Below are 19,645 nucleotides of genomic sequence, written 5' to 3' on the forward strand. Positions count from 1 at the left end.
GTGCCCCAGCGTTCGGATGCGACCCTCGCCCTGGCGGCGGTCTTCCTGGTCTGGTCGCCGGCCGCCGCGGCGGCGGGCTGGTGGCTGCTCCTCGGGCTCGCCGTCGCGGCGGCCGCCGCGGCCCTGAGCGCCGTCGCCGACGCCGGGCGCACCGTCCACGACGGCCCCTCCTCCGAGTGGCTCGGGATCGTCGGGCGCGCCTTCGCCTCGGCCGCGCTGGCCCTGACCGCGGCCCAGTCGGTCCTCGGGGGAGCGGCCCGGCCCCTGGCCGTCCTGCTGCTCGTGGCCGTCGCGCTCTTCGGTCTGCGCGGCGGGCGCCTCCCCGCTCGCCCGGTCCTGCTCCTCGTCGGCGCGGTCGTCGTCCTGCTGGCCGCCGCCGCCGTGATCGTGCTGGCGTCCCGTCCGGACCCCGCGCCGCTCGACCCGCTGCGCGACGGAGGGCCGCTGGGAGCCGGCACCGCCGCGGCCCTGCTCCTGATCCTCCTGCCGACCTCCCGCTCCGGCGCGGTGACGGCTCTCCGCCCCGCCCTGCTGCGCATCGGCACCGCCACGGCGGCCGCCGCCGCGCTCGGCACCGGTCTGCTCCTGGCGGCCGGTCCCGAGGTCCTCGCGTCCTCGGAGACCCCCCTGAGCGCTGTCACCCGGGGCTCGCCCGCGTCCGGGCTCGTCGGGGCCGCCGCCGTGATCGCGGTCCTGCTCGCGCTCCTCGACCTCGGGCGGAGGGACGCGCGCGCCCTCGTCCGTCTCGCCGGCGCTGGGGAGATCCCGGCAGTGCTCGCCACCAGGAACCGCAGGACCGGCGTGCCGGCGGCGGCCCAGCTCGTCCTCTGCCTGGTCGCCGTGCTCGCGGTCGTGATCCTCGACGCCGACGCGCTGCTCGCCTTCGCCGTGGCCGCTCTGCTGGTGGCGACCATCGTGCGGCGCCTCGACCACGGAGCTGCCGGGGCGAGCGGGCCCGCCCTCGCGTCGGCCGCGGTCTCGCTGCTGCTCCTGCTCGCCCTCCCGGCGGCCACGGCGGCCGCCGCAGCGGTGCTCCTGGCGGCGCTCCTGATCGCGCGGGCTTTCCGGACCTGAGGGGTCAGCCGGCCCGGGCGTCGAGCGCCCGCTCGGGGAGCCGGACGCCACCGCCCGGCTCCGCTGACGACGGGGGAGCTCCCTCCCCGACGCGGAAGGCGCCCCCGCCCGAGGATCCGAGGATCCTGCAGGCGGGGGCGCCTTCCCGTGCGACGCGGGTCAGTGCGTGGAGGGGTCCTGCTCGACCTCGGTGCGGTCGCCCGACCACAGCGTGTGGAAGGTGCCCTCCTTGTCGACGCGCTTGTAGGTGTGCGCTCCGAAGAAGTCGCGCTGGCCCTGCACGAGAGCGGCCGGGAGGCGCTTGGAGGCGAGCGAGTCGTAGTACGACAGCGCGGCGCCGAAACCGGGGATCGGCACGCCCGAGAGCGCGGCGGTCGAGACGATGCGGCGCCAGGCGGCCTCGCCGTTGGCGACGGCCTCGGCGAAGTACGGGTCCTCGAGGAGGGTCGTGATGCCGGCGTTCTCGTCGTAGGCGTCGACGATGCGGTTGAGGAACTGGGCGCGGATGATGCAGCCCGCGCGCCAGATCTTGGCGACCGCTCCCTTGTCGATCTCCCAGCCGTACTTCTCGGCTCCGGCGATGATCGCGTCGAAGCCCTGCGAGTAGGCGACGACCTTGGAGGCGTAGAGCGCGGCGCGCACGTCGTCCTCGAAGCCCTCGTACTTCTCGACCGGGGTCGGGCGCGAGGTGACGCGGGCCTGCACGGCCTCGCGCTGCTCGGGGTGGGAGGACACGGCACGGGCGAAGACGGCCTCGGCGATGCCGCCGACGGGGACGCCGAGGTCGAGCGCGTTCTGCACGGTCCAGACGCCGGTGCCCTTCGAGCCGGCCTGGTCGAGGACGACGTCGATGAAGGGATTGCCGGTGTCGGCGTCGACCTGGCGGAGCACCTCGGCGGTGATCTCGATGAGGTACGACTCGAGGTCGCCCTTGTTCCAGGCGTCGAAGACCTCGGCGATGGCGGCGGGCTCGTGTCCGCCGACGGTGCGGAGCAGGTCGTACGCCTCGGCGATGAGCTGCATGTCGGCGTACTCGATGCCGTTGTGGATCATCTTGACGAAGTGGCCGGCGCCGTCGGTGCCGATGTGGGTGACGCAGGGCTCGCCCTCGGCGACCGCGGCGATCGACGAGAGGATCGGGCCGAGGGTCCTGTAGGACTCGACCGAGCCGCCGGGCATGATCGACGGGCCCTTGAGCGCGCCCTCCTCGCCGCCGGAGATGCCGGTGCCGACGAAGTGGATGCCGGTCTCGCGGACCGCCTTCTCGCGGCGGATGGTGTCGGTGAAGAGCGCGTTGCCGCCGTCGACGATGATGTCGCCGGGCTCGAAGACCTTCGTCAGCTGCTCGATCACGGCATCGGTGCCGCGGCCGGCCTGGACCATGATGATCGCGGTGCGCGGGGTGGCGAGCGAGGCGGCGAAGTCCTCGATGGTCTCGGACGCGACGAAGCCCGCCTCCGGGTGCTCCGTGATGAGGGTCTCGGTGCGGCCGTAGGAGCGGTTGAACACCGCGACCGTGTTGCCCTCGCGGCTGGCGAGGTTGCGGGCGAGGTTCGAGCCCATCACCGCCAGACCGACGACTCCGATGTTGGCTGTGGCGGTGGGCTTGTCAGACACGGTTCTCCTCGACGTTCGCGTTCAGGGGCGAGCCCAGGCTAGCCCCGGGTCGCTCCGGGGAGCCCGGGTCCGAGCCGTCTCCCGGCTGCACATCGGTCGTGCGGCGCGCGCACGGTCTTGCGCGCCGCGACGACCGCGACCGGTCAGGCGCCGTGGCCGAGGGGGACGCGCTCCGACGGGATCGGCGGCGGCGGGGGAGTGCCGTCGCCGAACGGGCGGCCGCCGAGCTCCTCGCGGCGCGAGGGGACGAGCCAGCCGGAGAGGTCCGGGCCCTTGGGGACGACGCCGGTCGGATTGATGTCCCGCTGCACCTCGTAGTAGTGCGACTTGATGTGGGCGAAGTCGATCGTGTCGCCGAACCCCGGAGTGGCGAACAGGTCGCGCGCGTAGCCCCAGAGCGCGGGCATCGCCGACAGCAGGTTCCGGTTGGCCTTGAAGTGGCTGTAGTAGACGGCGTCGAAGCGGGCGAGCGTCGTGAAGAGCCGCACGTCCGCCTCGGTGATGGTGTCGCCGACCAGGTAGCGGCGGGTGCTCAGCCGCTCCTCCAGCCAGTCCAGCCGCGCCCAGAGGCGGTCGTAGGCCCGGTCGTAGGAGCGCTGCGACCCGGCGAAGCCGCACTTGTAGACGCCGTTGTTCACGTCGTGGAAGACCAGCTCGGCGATCTCGTCGATCTCCTCGCGGTGCTCCTCGGGGTAGAGGTCGGGGGCGCCGTCGCGGTGGAACGCGGTCCACTCGGTGGAGAAGTCGAGCGTCATCACCGGGTAGTCGTTGGTGACGACCTGGCCGCTCGGGATGTCCACGAGGGCCGGGACGGTGATCCCGCGCGGGTAGTCGGGGAAGCGGGCGAAGAACGCGTCCTGGAGGCGGGGGATGCCCAGCACCGGGTCGACGCCGCCCGGATCGAGGTCGAAGGTCCAGCTGCGCTTGTCGTGCGTGGGCCCGCAGATGCCCATCGAGAGGGCGTCCTCGAGACCGAGCAGGCGCCGCACGATCACGGCGCGGTTCGCCCACGGGCAGGCGCGGGAGACCACGAGGCGGTAGCGTCCCGTCTCCACCGGGTACCCGTCGCGACCGTCGGCGGTGATCCGCGTCGGGATGTAGTTCGTGTCGCGGTGGAAGCCGTTCTTCTCGACGTAGGAGCCGAAGTCGTCGCTCGTCATACCCGCACGGTAGGCGGTCCGCCTGGACGTCCGGCTCCGAGTCCGGCGGCGCGACCGCCTGCTGGCGGGCGGCCGCGATGCCGGGTAGGATCGGCAGCTGAACTTCGGCGAGGGATGCACGTGCATCCGTGATCGACGCGGTGGAAGCAGGCGAGGCCCCCACGGGGCGCCACGGACTTCTCCTCACGCTGACATGCGTTCGAGTCGACAAACCGTCCGTGGCCGCAGGCCACGACCCGATCCGGTGGCGTGCGCGCCGCCCAAGGAGAACATCATGGCTGAACTGACCAACAAGGTCGTCGTCGAGGTCCGCACCTCGTTCGGCAAGGGCGCCGCCCGCAAGATCCGCGCGCAGGACAAGATCCCCGCGGTCCTCTACGGCCACGGCACCGAGCCCCAGCACCTCACCCTCCCGGGCCACCAGGTGCTCCTGCTCACCCGCAAGGCGAACGCGATCCTCGAGCTCGACATCGAGGGCGCCGCGCAGACCACGCTGGTGAAGGACATCCAGCGCGACCCGGTGCGCCAGATCATCGAGCACATCGACCTCGTCGTCATCAACAAGGGCGAGAAGGTCGAGGTGGACATCCCCGTGCACGTCGAGGGCGACGCCGCTCCCGGCACCCTCGTCTCGATCGAGTCGAACACCCTCTCGCTCGAGGTCGACGCCACGCGCATCCCGCAGAACATCGTCGTCTCCGTCGAGGGCCTCGAGGCCGGCACGCAGATCACCGCCGCCGACGTCACGCTCCCCGAGGGCGCCACGCTGGTCACCGACGCCGAGGTGCTCATCGTCAACGTCACCGCCGAGGTCGAGCAGGACCTGGGCGAGGACGACGAGACCCCGGCCTCGGGCGACGTCGTCGCCGAGACCGCGGAGTAGTCCGCACCACCCCGGGAACGGGCCCGCTCGCAGCCGCGGCGGGCCCGTTCCGCGTCCGGCGGGGACCCCCCCCCGCCGCCCCCGAGGAAGAGGAACGACATGGGTGACACCTGGCTGGTCGTCGGACTGGGCAACCCGGGCGCGCAGTACGCGCGCAACCGGCACAACGTCGGCCAGATGGTGCTCGACGAGCTCGCGACGCGGATCGGCGGCTCGTTCCGCCGGCACAACCGCGCCAACGCCGTGGTCGCCGAGGGCTTCCTCCGCCCGGGCGGACCGAAGCTCGTGCTGGGCAAGCCCAACAGCTTCATGAACCTCTCCGGCGGGCCGACGGCGCAGCTGCTCGACTTCTACTCGGTCGACCCGGCGCACCTGATCGTCGTGCACGACGAGCTCGACATCCCCTTCGACACCCTGCGCCTCAAGCAGGGCGGCGGTCACGGAGGGCACAACGGCATCCGCGACATCCTCGCGGCGACCGGAGGAGCCGAGTTCCTGCGCGTGCGGGTCGGCATCGGCCGCCCGCCGGGCCGCCAGCAGGCCGCCGACTTCGTGCTGAAGGACTTCGCCGGCCCGGAGCGCGAGGCGCTCCCGATCCTGGTCTCGGACGCCGCCGACGCCGTCGAGCTCATCGCCGACTCCGGCCTCTCCGCCGCCCAGCTGAAGTTCCACACCAGCGCCTGACCCGCCCTCCACCGAGGGAACCCCGGACGGCGAGGGAGACCGCAGCCCCGGGCTCCCTCGACGGTTCGGGGTTCCCTCGGCGGTCGGCCCGCGGGGCGGCCGTAAACTGGACCCGTGCCCCTCAACGAGATCATCTCGGCGCTGTCGCGCGCCTCCACGTTCGACGATGCTCTCGCGTACGCGGTGCGGGACGCCGACTTCTCGGTGGCCGACGGCCTCCGGGTCCCCCTGCTCGCGGGGCTGATCGAGAGGCGCGCGGAGGCGGGACGCCCGCAGGCGGCGCTGGTGGTCACGGCCACGGGCCGCGACTCCGAGAACGTGCGCGCCTCCCTCGGCTGTATGCTGCCGGACGCGGACGTCGTCGAGTTCCCGGCCTGGGAGACGCTGCCGCACGAGCGCCTCAGCCCGAGCGCCGAGATCGTGGGGCGGCGCCTGGACGCGCTGCGGCGGATGAAGCAGTGGTCGGGCGAGCGGCCCCTCGTAGTGGTCGCCTCCGTGCGCGCGGCGCTGCAGCCGGTCGCCGACAACCTCGCCGACATCGAGCCGATCCGACTCGTGAAGGGCGCCCGCGGTTACGACCTCGGCCGCATCTCCTCCGAGCTGGTCGACCTGGCCTACGCCCGGGTCGACATGGTCACGCGCCGCGGCGAGTTCGCCGTGCGCGGCGGCATCCTCGACGTCTTCCCGGCGGTGGCCGAGCATCCGAGCCGAGTGGACTTCTTCGGCGACGAGGTCGACTCCATCCGCGGCTTCTCCGTGGCCGATCAGCGCTCGCTCCCGGGCGAGGCCGACTCGGTGGTCCTCCCGCCGAGCCGCGAGCTGCTGCTGGTGCCCGCGGTGCGGCAGCGGGCCCGCGAGATGCTGCACGAGTTCCCGAGCCTGTCGGCGATGCTCGCCAAGATCGCCGAGGGCATCCCGGTCGAGGGGATGGAGTCGCTCGCCCCCGCGCTGCTGGAGCGGCTGGTCCCGATCTCGCACTACCTCCCCGAGGGTGCGGCCGTCGCGGTCCTCGCCCCCGAGCGCGTGGCGACGCGGGCGATCAGCCTCGCCGAGACGAACCGCGAGTTCCTGCAGGCGGCCTGGAGCGCGGCGACCGCCGGCGCCGAGGCCCCCATCGACCTCGCCTCGGGCGAGTTCATCTCGCTCGGCGCGCTCCGCGACTCCGTGAAGCTCAGCGCCCCGGGCGCCGACGCTCCCGACCACCCGTGGTGGACGATGAGCACGTTCCGCCAGGGCCCCGCCGCGGGCGAGGCCGAGGTGCTGCCGGAGGAGCTCGGGATCGACGAGATCCTCGCCGTCCGGGTCGAGGGCGAGCCGGTCCCCGGCTTCGGAGCGAGCGTCGAGGGCGCCCTCGCCCACGTCCGCGCGCGCCTGGCCGACGGCTGGACCGTGGTCCTGACCGCGCCCGGCACCGGCACGGTCGAGCGCACCGACCAGGTCCTCGCCGAGCACGAGGTCGCCGCCCGCATCGTCGCCGACCTCCCCGCCGGGCTCGAGACGGGCCTCGCCTACGTGGTGCAGGCCTCCGTCGATCACGGCTTCGAGGTGGAGGAGGCGAAGCTCGCCCTGCTCACCGACACGGAGTTCTACGGCCGCACCGTCGGCTACGACTCCCGAGCGGTGAAGAAGCTCGCCTCGCGCCGCAAGAACGTCGTCGACCCGCTGCAGCTCACGCCCGGCGACTTCGTGGTGCACGCCACCCACGGCATCGGCCGGTTCGTGGAGCTCTCTCAGCGCGAGGTCTCCAGCGGGGGCCGCAACGCGATCAAGACCCGCCGCGAGTACCTGGTGCTCGAGTACGCCCCCAGCAAGCGCGGCTTCCCGGGCGACAAGCTGCTCGTCCCCACGGACCAGCTCGACCTGCTCTCCCGCTACGTCGGCGGCGAGGCTCCGGCGCTGAGCAAGATGGGCGGGAGCGACTGGGCGCAGGCCAAGAGCAAGGCCCGCCGCGCGGTCCGCGACATCGCGGTCGAGCTCGTGAAGCTCTACTCCGCCCGGATGGCCTCCCGCGGGCACGCGTTCCCGCCGGACACCCCCTGGCAGCGCGAGCTGGAGGAGGCGTTCCCGTTCGCCGAGACCCCCGACCAGCTCACCGTCATCGACGAGGTCAAGGCCGACATGGAGCGGCCGATCCCGATGGACCGCCTGCTCTCGGGCGACGTCGGCTTCGGCAAGACCGAGGTCGCCGTGCGCGCCGCGTTCAAGGCGATCCAGGACGGGAAGCAGGTCGCGATGCTCGTGCCGACCACGCTGCTCGTCCGCCAGCACCTCGAGACGTTCCAGGAGCGCTTCGCCGGCTTCCCCGTCCACCTGCGGGCGCTCAGCCGGTTCCAGAGCGCGAAGGAGTCGAAGGAGACGATCGAGGGCCTGGCCGACGGCACCGTCGACATGGTCATCGCGACCCACCGGCTCCTCAGCGACAACATCGTCTTCAAGGACCTCGGCCTGCTCGTGATCGACGAGGAGCAGCGCTTCGGCGTCGAGCACAAGGACAAGCTCAAGGCGCTGAAGAAGAACGTCGACATCCTCTCGATGAGCGCCACGCCCATCCCGCGGACGCTCGAGATGGCGGTGACCGGCATCCGCGAGATGTCGACCCTCGCGACCCCGCCGGAGGAGCGCCACCCGATCCTCACCTTCGTCGGCCCTTACTCCGAGAAGCAGGTGTCGGCCGCGATCCGCCGGGAGCTCCTGCGCGAGGGCCAGGTGTTCTTCGTGCACAACCGCGTCTCGACGATCAACCGCGTCGCCTCGCAGCTCGCCGAGCTGGTGCCCGAGGCGCGGATCGCGGTCGCGCACGGCAAGCTCAGCGAGTCGCAGCTCGAGCGGATCATCGTCGACTTCTGGGAGCGCAAGTTCGACGTCCTGGTGTCGACGACGATCGTCGAGACCGGCCTCGACATCCCGAACGCCAACACGCTGATCGTCGACCGCGCCGACAAGTACGGTCTCTCGCAGCTGCACCAGCTGCGCGGGCGGGTCGGCCGCGGCCGCGAGCGCGCCTACGCCTACCTCCTCTACGACGAGACGAAGCCGCTGAGCGAGACCGCGCACGACCGGCTGCAGACCCTGGCCGCCAACTCGGACCTCGGCGGCGGCATGCAGATCGCGCTGAAGGACCTCGAGATCCGCGGTGCGGGCAACCTCCTCGGCGGCGAGCAGTCCGGGCACATCCAGGGCGTGGGATTCGACCTCTACCTGCGGATGATCGGCGAGGCCGTCGACACCTTCCGCGGCGAGGTCGCCGAGGGGCAGACGGAGCTGCGGCTCGAGCTGCCCGTCGACGCGCGCATCCCGGAGGAGTACGTCGACAGCGAGCGGCTGCGCCTGGAGGCGTACCAGAAGCTGTCGGCCGCGTCGTCGCCGACGGCGAAGGAGGGGAGCATCGACCTCGTGGTCGAGGAGCTGACCGACCGCTACGGTGAGCTGCCCGAGGCGGTCGAGAACCTCATCCTGGTGTCGAGGCTGCGGATGCGCGCGCAGAAGGCGGGCCTCAGCGACGTGGTCGCGATGGGCTCGAACGTCCGCGTGGCTCCCGCTCACCTGCCCGACTCGATCCAGGTGCGCCTGCGCCGGATGTACCCGACCGCGAAGTACCTGCAGCAGGCCGACGCGGTCGTCGTGCCGATGCCCGTGCTCGACGGCGTCCCGCTCGGCGACCGGGCGCTCATCCAGTGGGTGGCGTCGCTCCTGGACTCGCTGTTCCCGGAGCCGGTCACCGTCTGAGGTCCTCGGGGCGGCGCTCCCCGGTGGAGCGCCGCTCCGCTCCGGCGGCCGTCGCCGCTGCGGGAGGGCCCGCTGGCAGGATGGAGGGCATGCCGCTCCTCGCCGCCCGACGTCCCCGTGAGCCGGAGCCGCTCGCCGGCCCGCTGGTCGCCGTCCGCGGGGTCGCGGTGCGCGCCTCGGGGGTCGAGCTGCTCGCCCCGTGCTCGCTCGAGGCGGGGGCGGGGGAGGGCGTCGCGGTGACGGGCCGCAACGGCACCGGCAAGACCACGCTCCTGCGGGTGATCGCCGGCCTCACCGCTCCGAGCGAGGGAGTCGTGGCGGTGGCCGGGCGCGCCCCGGAGGAGCGCTCCGCCGCCCACCGCCGCGCCGTCGCCGCCCTGATCGGCACCCCGCCCTTCGAGCGGGATCTGACCCTCGAGGAGCACCTCGCGATGGTGGCCGTCTCGTGGGGGGCGCCGGTCGCCGACGCCCGCCGCGAGGCCGCAGCTGGTCTCGACGCGCTCGCGCTCGCTCCGCTCGCCCGCCGCTTCCCGCACGAGCTCTCCTCCGGGCAGACGCAGCTGTTCTCCCTCGCGCTCGTGCTGGCCCGTCCCTCCGCGGTGCTGCTGCTCGACGAGCCGGAGCAGCGGCTCGACGTCGAGCGGGTGCCGCTGGTGGCGGAAGTCCTGCGGCGCGCAGCCGCGTCCCGGGCACTCGTCGTCGCGACCCACAGCCCTGTGCTGATCCAGGGTCTGGGCGCGCGGGTCGTCTAGCTGGAGCGGGCGTGACGCGCGCGGAGAGGGCTCGCGTCGCCGAGGTGCGGGCTCTGCACCGGCACCGCGCCGCGGCTCCGCCGAGTCCGCGCACCTACGCGGGCTACCTCGCCGCGATGACCGTCCTCGTCGTCGTCCTCCCCGTCGCCCGGGCCCTCGCGCTCCTCGCTGCCGAGGCGGGAGCCGTGCCGGAGCCGCTGATCGCCCTCGCCGCGGGTCTCGCCCTGCCCGCCGCCGTGCTCCTGGGCCGGGTGCGCGGACCCGCGGTGGGCGAGCCGCACACCACGGCCGTGCTGCTCGCGACCGATCTGCGCCGCTGGTCGGTGCTCCGCCGACCCGTGGTCCGGGCGTCGGCCGGTCTCGTGGCGTGCTGCTCCGCCGTCGCGTCGCTCCTCGCCCTCGCCGCCTCCGCGCCGCTCCTCGCGGCCGTCGCCGGCGGCGCCGCGTTCGCCGGCCTCCTCGCCGTCGCCTGGCTCGCCGGTCAGTGCCTCCCCTCGCGCCTCCCCGCGCTCGCGGCGGGCCTCCTCGCCTCCCTCGCGGTCCTCGGGGCCCTCCTGCCCGGTGCGCCCACGCCGGGCGGCCTCCTCGCCTCAGCCGTGAGCGGAGAGGAGGAGGTGCGCGCCGCGACCGTGCTGCTCGCGTCGGCCGCGGTCCTCCTGGCCGCGGCGCCCCGGCTGCTCGACGCCGCGCGCGGGCCTCGCCTCCTCGCCCAGGCCCGGCAGTGGTCGGCGACCACCCGGCTCGGAGCGACGGGCGACCTCGCCGAGTCGCTCGACGGGTACCGCGCCCTCCCGGCGATCGGGCGGGGGCTCCGAGCGGTCCGCCTCTCCCCGTTCGCCCTCGCGGTGCCGGTGCGCGACGCGATCGGCGCGCTGCGCACTCCCGGCCGCTCAGCGGTCGCGGTCGTCGCCCTGGCCGTTGCCGGCGCCGCCGCCGTGCTCGCCGCGGTCGTGCCGTCCTCCCTCCTCGCACTCCCGGCCGCCGCGGCGGGCGTGCTCGCCTACCTCGGCGCCGGCGTCTGGAGCGACGGCTTCCGCCACGCCGCCGCGACAGCGGGGCAGCCGGCGCTCCTCGCCCCCGGTCCGTTCGAGCTGCTCCTCCTGCACGCCGTGCTCCCTCTGGTGCTCGCGGTCGGAGTCGCGGTGCTCGGCGCCCTCGCCGCCTCGCTGCTGCTCCCGGGCGCGGCGGTGCCGGTGGCCGCCGCGACCGCCGTCGCCGCCGTCGCCGCGCGGGCGATGGACGCGACCCGGGGTCCGCTGCCGCCGCAGCTGCTCAGCCCGGTGCCGCTCCCGATCGGGGACGGCGCGGGAGTCGCGGTGGTCCTCTGGAACCTGGCGGGTGCACTGGTCAGCGCCTCGATCGCGGTGTCCGTCGCGGCGTCATCCGGCCTCCTCGCCGCGGTGCCGCTCGTCGCCGGCGGCTGCCTCCTCGTCGCGCGGCGGCGTCTCGCGCGGGCCTGAGGCTCCCGGGCGCCCGCGCCGCCCCGATGTCAGCGGAGGCGGCCGGACCGGATGCGAGGATGGCGGGGTGACCGCGCATCCCCGGCTCGACGAGCTCATCCGCACCGTCCACGTCCTCCGCGCCCCGGGCGGCTGCCCGTGGGACGCCGAGCAGACCCACGAGTCGCTCGTGCGCTACCTGATCGAGGAGTCGCACGAGCTCGTCGACGCCATCGAGGCGGGGGACCGGGCCGACCTGATCGAGGAGCTCGGCGACGTCCTCTACCAGGTGCTCTTCCACGCCGACCTGGCGGCCGAGAGCGCCGAGCCCTTCACCATCGAGGACGTCGCGGCGCACATGAACGCCAAGATGATCGGCCGCCACCCGCACGTCTTCGGCGACGCCACGGCCGAGACGGCCGACGACGTCATCGCGGTGTGGGACGAGCTCAAGCGCACCGAGAAGCCGCACCGCACCAGCGTGCTCGACGGGATCCCGCAGGGCATGCCCGCCCTCGCGCTCGCCGACAAGGTGATCGGCAAGGCGACCTCGCTGGGCGTCGTGGACGCCGGCCAGGGCCCTCTGCCCATCGAGTCGGAGGAGGACCTCGGCCCGCTGCTGCTGGCCATCGTCGCCTCCGCCCGCGCCCAGGGGCTCGACGCCGAGCGCGCGCTCCGCACGGCGACGCGCGACCTGCAGGACGAGATCCGCGCGGTGGAGCAGGAGCGGCGCGCGGACTGAGGCCTCCGCCGGCCCGCCCCGGCCGATCTGGGAGAATCGCCGTCATGGCCTCCCCGATCACCCCGCCCCGCGGCATGCGCGACTTCCTCCCCGCCGACAAGGCGAAGCGCGAGCACGCGCTCGGCGTCATCCGCCGCGTGTACGCCTCCCACGGGTTCGACGAGATCGAGACGCCCGTGGTCGAGGACTTCGACCGCCTCCACTCCGGGCTCGGCGGCGACAACGAGAAGCTCGCCTTCAGCGTCCTGCGCCGCGGGCTCACCCGCGACGACCTGGCGGCGGTCGACGACGCATCCGCCCTCGCCGACCTCGGCCTGCGCTTCGACCTCACGGTGCCGCTCGCCCGCTTCTACGCCTCGCACCGCGCCGAGCTGCCGGCCGTCTTCCGGTCGGTGCAGATCGCGCCGGTGTGGCGCGCCGAGCGCCCGCAGAAGGGGCGGTACCGCCAGTTCGTGCAGTGCGACATCGACATCATCGGCGAGCCCGGGCAGCTGGCCGAGGTCGAGCTCATCACGGCGACCGCGGCGGCGCTCGACGCGCTGGGCCTCGAGGAGTGCACCATCCGGATCAACGACCGCCGCATCCTCACCGGCATCCTCGAGCACTGCGGCTTCGCCCCCGAGCGCTTCGGCCCGGCGCTGATCTCGATCGACAAGCTCGACAAGATCGGCGCCGCCGGGGTCGTCGCCGAGCTCGAGGCCGACGGGCCGGACGCGGCCGCGGTCCTCGGGGGCTACCTCGCGCGGATCGAGCAGGCGGTCGCCGCCGGGGGAGTGGCGCTCGAGCAGTCCGCGATCCTCGACGTGCTGCCCGAGGGCATCGACCCGGAGGCGGTGCTCGCGCTCGAGACGCTGGCCCGGTCGCTGCGCTCGCTGCCCGCCGGCGTCTCGCTCCGCTTCGACCCGACGCTCGTGCGGGGCATGGGCTACTACACCGGCACGATCTTCGAGATCGCGCACCCGTCCTCGGGCTCCTCGGTCGGCGGAGGCGGGCGGTACGACGGGATGATCGGCCGCTTCCTCGGTCAGGACGTGCCGGCCTGCGGCTTCTCGATCGGCTTCGAGCGGATCGTCGAGCTGATCGGCGGTGCCGTCGTCGAGCGTCCCGACGCCGTCGTCCTCGTCCACGAGCGCGACGCGGCGCCCGAGATGCTGCTCGCGCTCAAGCAGGAGCTGATCGCCCGGGGCTCGCGCGTGCGCCTCGAGCGCCGGGCGAAGAACCTCACCCCGCTGCTGGACCGCGCGGCCGCCGCGGGCTTCACGCGCTTCGCGCTCGTTCCGCGGGACGCCGCCTCCGCCGCCGACCTCTCCTTCAAGGACCTCGGCTGAGCCGCGCCGGCGGCGCCGGGTGAGCGTCGCCGGCTGCCTGCGCTGAGCCGCGCCCGCGGGAGGGGCCGGGGCCGTCCTGTCGGGCCTGAACTGGGTCTCAGCCGATCCGTCAGGGGATCGTGTCGATCTGGTCGGAACCTTGTCGGATCCGTGAGAGCCTTAATACCCGCGAAATCTGCGGACACACCCGAGAAATCTCCCCCGGATAGCGTCGAGGCACCCGATCGGCGCGGCTTGGCGCGCCTGCACGGGCACCCCGTCGCGACCCCGCGCACCGCACCGCAGCAGCCCTGACGATCCCCACCCGAGGAGTCCCCTTGACCCTGTCGCCCCTTCGCTCCCTCCCGGCCTTCGACCGCCGCAGCCTCCTCCGCCTGGCGGGTGTCGCCGGCCTCGCGATCGGCGGCGCCTCCGTCCTCGCCTCCTGCGCCTCCGACTCCTCCGGCGCGTCCGCCGCGGACGGCGGCGACCTCGGCACCCTCAAGGTCCAGCTCTCCTGGATCAAGAACGAGGAGTTCGCGGGCGAGTTCTTCGCCGACTCGAAGGGCTACTTCACCGAGGCCGGCCTCGCGGGAGTGACGCTCACCCCCGGCCCCTCGACGGGCGTGGCCGAGCTCCTCTCGGGCAGCGCGGACGTCGCGCTCAGCGACGCCGTCTCGATCGGCACCGCGATCGCCCAGCAGGAGGCCCCGCTCAAGATCATCGGCGCGACCTACCAGAAGAACCCCTTCACGGTCCTCTCGATCAAGACCGCCGGGAACATCGCCACTCCGGCCGACCTCGCCGGGAAGAAGATCGGCGTCCAGGCCTCGAACACCTCCCTGTTCCAGGCGCTGCTCGCCGCGAACGGCCTGTCCGAGTCCGACCTCACAGTCGTCCCCGTCGAGTACGACCCCTCCGTCCTCGTCAACGGCACCGTCGACGGCTTCATCGCCTACCTGACGAACGAGGCCATCACGGTCGCGGCCGAGGGCTACGAGGTCGTCAACCTGCCCTTCGCCGACAACGGCCTCCCCTTCGTCGCCGAGACCTTCTCGGTGTCGGAGCAGGCGATCGCCGAGAAGCGCGACGCTCTGAAGGCGTTCCTCGTCGCCGAGATCAAGGGCTGGACCGACGCGGTCAACGACCCGGAGGCGGGCGCGATGCTCGCCGTCGAGAACTACGGCAAGGACCTCGGCCTCAACGAGGAGTCCTCCAAGAAGGGCGCCACCATCCAGGCCGAGGAACTGGTCGTCTCGGACGAGACGGTCTCGAACGGCCTCTTCACCATCTCCGAGACGCTGCAGTCCGAGACCATCGCGTCCCTCGCGGGCGCCGGGATCGACGTCACGGCCGAGGACCTCTTCGATCTGACCCTCCTCGACGAGGTCTACGAGGAGAACCCCGAGCTGATGAAGTACGCGGCCTGATCCTGATCCACGAAGGGCACCACTCGTGACCGACACGACCGACGCCGGCACCCTGCGCGACCAGGGTGCCGGCGGCACCGGCATCCAGATCCACGGCCTGTCGAAGACGTTCCGGATGGGCTCGCGCAGCGTCGCGGCGCTGCAGGACACCGATCTCCACACCGACCAGGGCAGCTTCCTCGCCCTGCTCGGCCCGTCGGGGTGCGGCAAGTCGACCATCCTGCGCATCCTCGCGGGACTGGAGGAGCCGACGTCCGGCTCCATCCGGGTCGACGGCCGCACTCCCCAGGAGCTGCGCCGCGACAACAAGCTCGGCATCGCATTCCAGGACCACGCGCTCCTGCCGTGGCGCAGCGTCATGGCGAACATCCGCCTGCCGTTCGAGATCGCGGGCAAGAGCGTCGACCAGTCCTACATCGACGAGCTGATCGACCTCGTCGGCCTCCGCGGCTTCGAGAAGGCCAAGCCGGCCCAGCTCTCGGGCGGCATGCGCCAGCGCGTGTCGATCGCGCGGTGCCTGATCCTCAAGCCCGAGGTCCTGCTGCTCGACGAGCCGTTCGGCGCCCTCGACGACATGACGCGGCAGAAGCTCAACCTCGAGCTGCTGCGGATCTGGACCGAGAAGCCCGCCACGACGCTCCTCGTCACGCACGGCATCTCGGAGGCGATCTTCCTCTCGGACCGCGTCGCGGTGATGAGCCCGCGCCCGGGACGGGTGAAGGAGATCATCGACATCGACCTCCCCCGCCCGCGCACCCCCGAGATGCAGCGCACCCCCGAGTTCCACGCCTACGTCGACCAGGCCTCCGAGCTGCTGTTCGGCGACGGCGGCGCGGCCGCGGACGACCGCGTCTAGGAGGCATCGTGGCCACCACGCTCCCCGCGGCCCCGCGCCGCACCCTGTCCCTGCCTCCGTGGCTCACCGGGCTGATCGGCGTCGCCGCGATCGTCGCCGTCTGGTGGATCGTGGCGCTCGTCACCGCGCCCACCGGCGCCGCGACCTACGCGCCCGTCCCCACTCCCGTGCAGGTCGTGCAGACCGCGATGGAGGACGGCGCGGGCTTCTACTGGCGCAACTTCTCCGTCACGATCGGCGAGGCGGCCGTCGGCTACTTCTGGGGCAACCTCCTCGCGCTCGTGCTCTCGGCGCTCGTGCTGGTCCTGCCCTGGCTGGAGGGGGTCGTCTCGCAGCTCGCGGTCATCACCTACTGCGTGCCGATCGTCGCCATCGGAGCGATCGTGCTGCTGATCCTCGGCGGTGCGGACGCTCCCGGGAAGGCGAGCGCGACGGCGATCTTCCTGGCCGGCCTCTCGGTGTTCTTCACCACGGTCGTCGGCAGCCTGCTCGGGCTGAAGGCGGCCGACAAGGCGGCGCTCGACGTCGTCACGGTCTACGGGGGCTCGCGGTTCACCCAGCTGCGCAAGGTCCGTCTGATCGCGGCGCTGCCCAACATCCTGTCGGCGCTGCAGATCGCGGTGCCCGCGGCCTTCCTCGGCGCGATCCTCGGCGAGTACTTCGGCAAGATCGAGACGGGCGTGGGCCCGATCCTGGTCGCGGCGCAGGTCTCGCTGAACTCGCCCCGCGTCTGGGCGCTCTTCCTCCTCTGCGCGGGCGTCGCGCTCCTCGGCTACGGCATCGTCGGACTGATCGGGCGCCTCATCGCGCCCTGGTCCTCCGGAAAGCGGGCATGACCATGACGACCACCGTCCCCGACCGCACGGAGCAGTCCACGGCCACGTCGATCCTCGCGGTCGACGAGCTGCGGCGTCAGCTGCGCACGGCCGCCCTCGGCGCGACTCTCAAGAGCCTGCGCAAGAGCCTGCTCGTCGCCCTGTCGACGATCGTGATCGTGCTGGCGATCTGGATCGGCGTGGTCCTCTTCAGCGGGGTCTCGCCCTACGTGGTCAAGGGCCCGTGGGACGTCTGGCAGCATCTGGTGACCGATGCGAAGGCCGCGGAGCACCGCGCCGAGCTGGGCGGCCTCTTCGCCGTGACCATGGGCGACGCGCTGATCGGCTTCGCGGCCGGCCTGGTCGTGGCGATCCTCGGCGCGATCCTGTTCCGCCTGTCGAAGGGCATCGAGCACGCGCTGATGCCGTTCGCGATGCTGCTGCGCTCGGTGCCGCTGATCGCGATGGCGCCGCTGATCATCCTCGTCTTCGGGACCGGCTCGATCGCCTCGGTCGCGGTGATCGGCGGGATCGTCGTCCTGTTCCCCGCGCTGGTGACGATCGCCTTCGGCCTCAACAACGCCTCCCCGCAGATGCTCGACGTGGTCGCGGTCTACGGCGGCAGCACTCTCACCGCGATCCGCAAGGTGGCCATCCCCGGCTCGCTGCCCTCGCTCTTCGCCGCGATCCGCATCTCGGTGCCAGGGGCGATCACGGGCGCGCTGCTCGCGGAGTGGCTCTCCACCGGTGCGGGCATCGGCGGGGCGATCAACGCCTGGTCCGCCCAGGCCCGGTTCGCGGACGTCTGGTCGGCGGTCGTGCTCGTGACCGGCGTCTCGCTCGTGCTCTACATGCTCGTGCAGGTGCTCGAGACCTTCGTCCTCTCCCGGATGTCCCTCTCCCTCACCTGACCCCGTCCCTTCCCCCTTCCGCGGGACGCCACTCGAGTGCGGCTCGCCCGGTGGGTCGCATATGCCGGTGGCGTCTCGCGGGAAGGGGAGGGCAGGGGGAGCGGAGCGACGGGGCCGGGTCAGACGGTGACGATCGCGTCGACGCGGTGGCCGGCCAGCACCTCGCGGCCCCCGAGCCCGTCGAGCTCCATGACCACCGCGATCCCCTCGAGGCTCCACCCTGCGCGCTCGATCAGGCGGCGGCTCGCGTCGAGCGTGCCCCCGGTCGCCAGCACGTCGTCGACCAGCAGCAGCCGCGAGCCGCGGGGCGCCGCGTCCTCGTGCACCTCCAGCATCGTCTCGCCGTACTCGAGGGTCGCCTGCTCGCGCAGCACGGCCCGCGGGAGCTTGCCGGGCTTGCGGATGGTGACGACGCCGAGACCCGCCGAGTAGGCGGCCGCCGCGGCGAGCAGGAAGCCGCGCGCCTCCACGCCCGCGATCGCGTCGATCCGGCCGCGGTAGGGCTCGATCAGCGCGTCGGCCACCGCCCGCAGGGCCTCGCCGTCGCCGAAGACCGGCGTGAGGTCGCGGAACAGGATGCCCGGGCTCGGGAAGTCCGGGACGACGGCGGTGAGACGGTCGACGTGGTCGGCGGCGGTCGTGGTCACGGGGAACCTCCGGGTCGGCGGGTGCGCCCGGGCCGTCCGGCGATCGGGCCCTGGGAGTCTACGACCGGCCGCGGTCTCCTGCGCTTCGGAGGCGGTCAGTAGACTCCTTCCCGACCGCTCCCGTCTCCGGGAGCCCACCCGTCAAGAGGAGATAGTTGTGGCCCTTATCGAGGCAGTCGTCGCCCGAGAAATTCTGGACTCCCGTGGCAACCCCACGGTCGAGGTCGAGGTCCTGCTCGAGGACGGCGCGTCCTCGCGAGCGGCCGTCCCGTCCGGCGCCTCCACCGGCGCGTTCGAGGCGTACGAGCTCCGCGACGGCGACTCCGACCGCTACCTCGGCAAGGGCGTGCAGAAGGCCGTCGACGCCGTCATCGACGAGATCGGCCCGGCCATCGAGGGCTTCGACGCCACCGACCAGCGCCTCGTCGACGCCGAGCTGATCGAGCTCGACGGCACCGAGAACAAGTCCCGCCTGGGCGCGAACGCGATCCTCGGCGTCAGCCTCGCCGTGGCCAAGGCCGCCGCGCAGTCGTCGGACCTCGACCTGTTCCGCTACGTCGGCGGCCCGAACGCGCACACCCTGCCCGTGCCGCTGATGAACATCATCAACGGAGGCGCGCACGCCGACACCGGCGTCGACATCCAGGAGTTCATGGCCGTCCCGCTGGGCGCCGAGTCCTTCTCCGAGGGCCTGCGCTGGGGCGTCGAGATCTACCACGCGCTCAAGGCGCAGCTGAAGAAGGCCGGCTTCGCCACCGGCCTCGGCGACGAGGGCGGCTTCGCCCCCGACCTGCCCACCAACCGCGAGGCGCTCGACTTCATCCTCAAGGCCGTCGAGGCCGCCGGCTTTACCCCCGGCAAGGACATCGGGCTCGCGCTCGACGTCGCCTCCTCGGAGTTCTACGAGGACGGCGCCTACACGTTCGAGGGCAAGAAGCTCTCGGCCGAGGAGCTCTCCTCCTACTACGCCGACCTCGTCGCCAACTACCCGCTGGTCTCGATCGAGGACCCGCTGGACGAGGACGACTGGGCCGGCTGGACCCACCTCACCGCGGCCATCGGCGACAAGGTGCAGCTCGTCGGAGACGACCTGTACGTCACCAACCCGGTGCGCCTCGCCCGCGGCATCGCCGAGAAGGCCGGCAACTCGATCCTGGTCAAGGTGAACCAGATCGGCACGCTCACCGAGACGCTCGACGCCGTGGCCCTGGCCCAGCGCAACGGCATGACCGCGATCCTCTCGCACCGCTCCGGCGAGACCGAGGACACCACCATCGCCGACCTCGCGGTCGCGGTGGACGGCGGCCAGATCAAGACCGGCGCCCCGGCCCGCTCGGACCGCGTCGCGAAGTACAACCAGCTGCTGCGCATCGAGGAGATCCTGGGAGGTGCGGCGACCTACGCGGGTCGCTCCGCCTTCCCGCGCTTCTCCGCGTAGTCTCGGCACGCCGGAGCGGCCCCGGAGCCCAGCACCTCGGTGCGGGCGCCGGGGCCGCTCCGAGGGCCTGCGCTGGGCCAGGGCCACGGCGTCGAGCGTCTCGGTGAGCGTGCCGATCTGGTTCACCTTGACCAGGATCGAGTTGCCGGCCTTCTCGGCGATGC

16 protein-coding genes and 1 pseudogene are annotated in these 19,645 nt (G+C 72.9%); 13 read left to right on the forward strand and 4 right to left on the reverse strand.

Annotated elements, in window-relative coordinates; genetic code table 11:
* Positions 1 to 1,074 carry a hypothetical protein gene (locus C5C99_RS07200; protein WP_104339847.1) on the forward strand — a complete coding sequence of 358 codons (1,074 nt, stop codon included), beginning with the start codon at positions 1 to 3 and terminating at the stop codon, positions 1,072 to 1,074.
* Positions 1,075 to 1,233: 159 nt separating this feature from the next.
* Here C5C99_RS07200 and gndA read toward each other — a convergent pair whose 3' ends face one another.
* Positions 1,234 to 2,691, reverse strand: a complete 1,458-nt coding sequence (gndA, locus tag C5C99_RS07205) for an NADP-dependent phosphogluconate dehydrogenase (protein WP_104233684.1) — start codon at positions 2,689 to 2,691, stop codon at positions 1,234 to 1,236.
* Positions 2,692 to 2,834: 143 nt separating this feature from the next.
* Complete coding sequence (locus C5C99_RS07210) at positions 2,835 to 3,851, reverse strand: glutathione S-transferase family protein (RefSeq protein WP_104339848.1); 1,017 nt, start codon at positions 3,849 to 3,851, stop codon at positions 2,835 to 2,837.
* A 274-nt stretch (positions 3,852 to 4,125) separates the two neighbouring features.
* On the opposite strand from C5C99_RS07210, the gene C5C99_RS07215 reads away from it, so the two are divergent.
* The 11 genes from C5C99_RS07215 to C5C99_RS07265 all read left to right on the forward strand — a co-directional run bounded on the left by C5C99_RS07215 (position 4,126) and on the right by C5C99_RS07265 (position 17,396).
* Positions 4,126 to 4,734 carry a 50S ribosomal protein L25/general stress protein Ctc gene (locus tag C5C99_RS07215; protein ID WP_104238997.1) on the forward strand — a complete coding sequence of 203 codons (609 nt, stop codon included), beginning with the start codon at positions 4,126 to 4,128 and terminating at the stop codon, positions 4,732 to 4,734.
* Between the two features lie 99 nt (positions 4,735 to 4,833).
* Positions 4,834 to 5,418 (forward strand): aminoacyl-tRNA hydrolase, encoded by a 585-nt coding sequence (gene pth / locus C5C99_RS07220; protein WP_104233681.1) that lies wholly within the window; start codon positions 4,834 to 4,836, stop codon positions 5,416 to 5,418.
* A 114-nt stretch (positions 5,419 to 5,532) separates the two neighbouring features.
* Complete coding sequence (gene mfd / locus C5C99_RS07225) at positions 5,533 to 9,144, forward strand: transcription-repair coupling factor (RefSeq protein ID WP_104248107.1); 3,612 nt, start codon at positions 5,533 to 5,535, stop codon at positions 9,142 to 9,144.
* An 89-nt stretch (positions 9,145 to 9,233) separates the two neighbouring features.
* A complete protein-coding gene (locus tag C5C99_RS07230) occupies positions 9,234 to 9,896 on the forward strand; it encodes an ATP-binding cassette domain-containing protein (protein WP_104339849.1) in 663 nt (220 codons plus the stop codon).
* A gap of 11 nt (positions 9,897 to 9,907) precedes the next feature.
* Positions 9,908 to 11,356 (forward strand): hypothetical protein, encoded by a 1,449-nt coding sequence (locus C5C99_RS07235; RefSeq protein ID WP_104339850.1) that lies wholly within the window; start codon positions 9,908 to 9,910, stop codon positions 11,354 to 11,356.
* A gap of 67 nt (positions 11,357 to 11,423) precedes the next feature.
* Complete coding sequence (locus C5C99_RS07240) at positions 11,424 to 12,077, forward strand: MazG family protein (protein ID WP_104222356.1); 654 nt, start codon at positions 11,424 to 11,426, stop codon at positions 12,075 to 12,077.
* Positions 12,078 to 12,121: 44 nt separating this feature from the next.
* Positions 12,122 to 13,405, forward strand: a complete 1,284-nt coding sequence (gene hisS, locus C5C99_RS07245) for a histidine--tRNA ligase (protein WP_104339851.1) — start codon at positions 12,122 to 12,124, stop codon at positions 13,403 to 13,405.
* 317 nt (positions 13,406 to 13,722) lie between these two features.
* The gene (locus C5C99_RS07250) at positions 13,723 to 14,814 is read left to right on the forward strand and encodes an ABC transporter substrate-binding protein (RefSeq protein ID WP_258059873.1); all 1,092 of its coding nucleotides are present in this window, start codon (positions 13,723 to 13,725) and stop codon (positions 14,812 to 14,814) included.
* 115 nt (positions 14,815 to 14,929) lie between these two features.
* Complete coding sequence (locus tag C5C99_RS07255) at positions 14,930 to 15,670, forward strand: ABC transporter ATP-binding protein (protein ID WP_104222373.1); 741 nt, start codon at positions 14,930 to 14,932, stop codon at positions 15,668 to 15,670.
* Between the two features lie 8 nt (positions 15,671 to 15,678).
* Entirely contained in the window at positions 15,679 to 16,506 is an 828-nt protein-coding gene (locus C5C99_RS07260; protein WP_258059477.1) for an ABC transporter permease, read from the forward strand.
* The gene (locus tag C5C99_RS07265) at positions 16,503 to 17,396 is read left to right on the forward strand and encodes an ABC transporter permease (RefSeq protein ID WP_104222359.1); all 894 of its coding nucleotides are present in this window, start codon (positions 16,503 to 16,505) and stop codon (positions 17,394 to 17,396) included. Before C5C99_RS07260 ends, C5C99_RS07265 begins: the two co-directional genes overlap by 4 nt.
* Positions 17,397 to 17,515: 119 nt before the next feature.
* Here C5C99_RS07265 and C5C99_RS07270 read toward each other — a convergent pair whose 3' ends face one another.
* Positions 17,516 to 18,043: an adenine phosphoribosyltransferase gene (locus C5C99_RS07270; RefSeq protein ID WP_104222360.1), complete on the reverse strand. Its 528-nt coding sequence runs from the start codon at positions 18,041 to 18,043 to the stop codon at positions 17,516 to 17,518.
* A 157-nt stretch (positions 18,044 to 18,200) separates the two neighbouring features.
* Here C5C99_RS07270 and eno point away from each other — a divergent pair, with 157 nt between their 5' ends.
* Positions 18,201 to 19,481, forward strand: coding sequence for a phosphopyruvate hydratase (gene eno, locus C5C99_RS07275; RefSeq protein ID WP_104222361.1), 1,281 nt, complete (start codon positions 18,201 to 18,203; stop codon positions 19,479 to 19,481).
* 69 nt (positions 19,482 to 19,550) lie between these two features.
* Here the strand turns inward: eno and C5C99_RS16740 are convergent.
* A pseudogene (locus tag C5C99_RS16740) lies at positions 19,551 to 19,645 on the reverse strand (hypothetical protein); the annotation flags it as partial.

The sequence above is a fragment of the Rathayibacter sp. AY1C4 genome (genome assembly GCF_002932195.1).
In the GTDB taxonomy this organism is placed as follows: domain Bacteria; phylum Actinomycetota; class Actinomycetes; order Actinomycetales; family Microbacteriaceae; genus Rathayibacter.

Excerpts from the sequence above, each read along its gene's own strand:
- C5C99_RS07210 (WP_104339848.1), bottom strand. The coding sequence starts at position 3,851 with ATGACGAGCGACGACTTCGGCTCCTACGTCGAGAAGAACGGCTTCCAC.
- C5C99_RS07215 (WP_104238997.1), top strand. The coding sequence starts at position 4,126 with ATGGCTGAACTGACCAACAAGGTCGTCGTCGAGGTCCGCACCTCGTTC.
- pth (WP_104233681.1), top strand. The coding sequence starts at position 4,834 with ATGGGTGACACCTGGCTGGTCGTCGGACTGGGCAACCCGGGCGCGCAG.
- C5C99_RS07230 (WP_104339849.1), top strand. The coding sequence starts at position 9,234 with ATGCCGCTCCTCGCCGCCCGACGTCCCCGTGAGCCGGAGCCGCTCGCC.
- hisS (WP_104339851.1), top strand. The coding sequence starts at position 12,122 with ATGGCCTCCCCGATCACCCCGCCCCGCGGCATGCGCGACTTCCTCCCC.
- C5C99_RS07255 (WP_104222373.1), top strand. The coding sequence starts at position 14,930 with ATGGGCTCGCGCAGCGTCGCGGCGCTGCAGGACACCGATCTCCACACC.
- C5C99_RS07265 (WP_104222359.1), top strand. The coding sequence starts at position 16,503 with ATGACCATGACGACCACCGTCCCCGACCGCACGGAGCAGTCCACGGCC.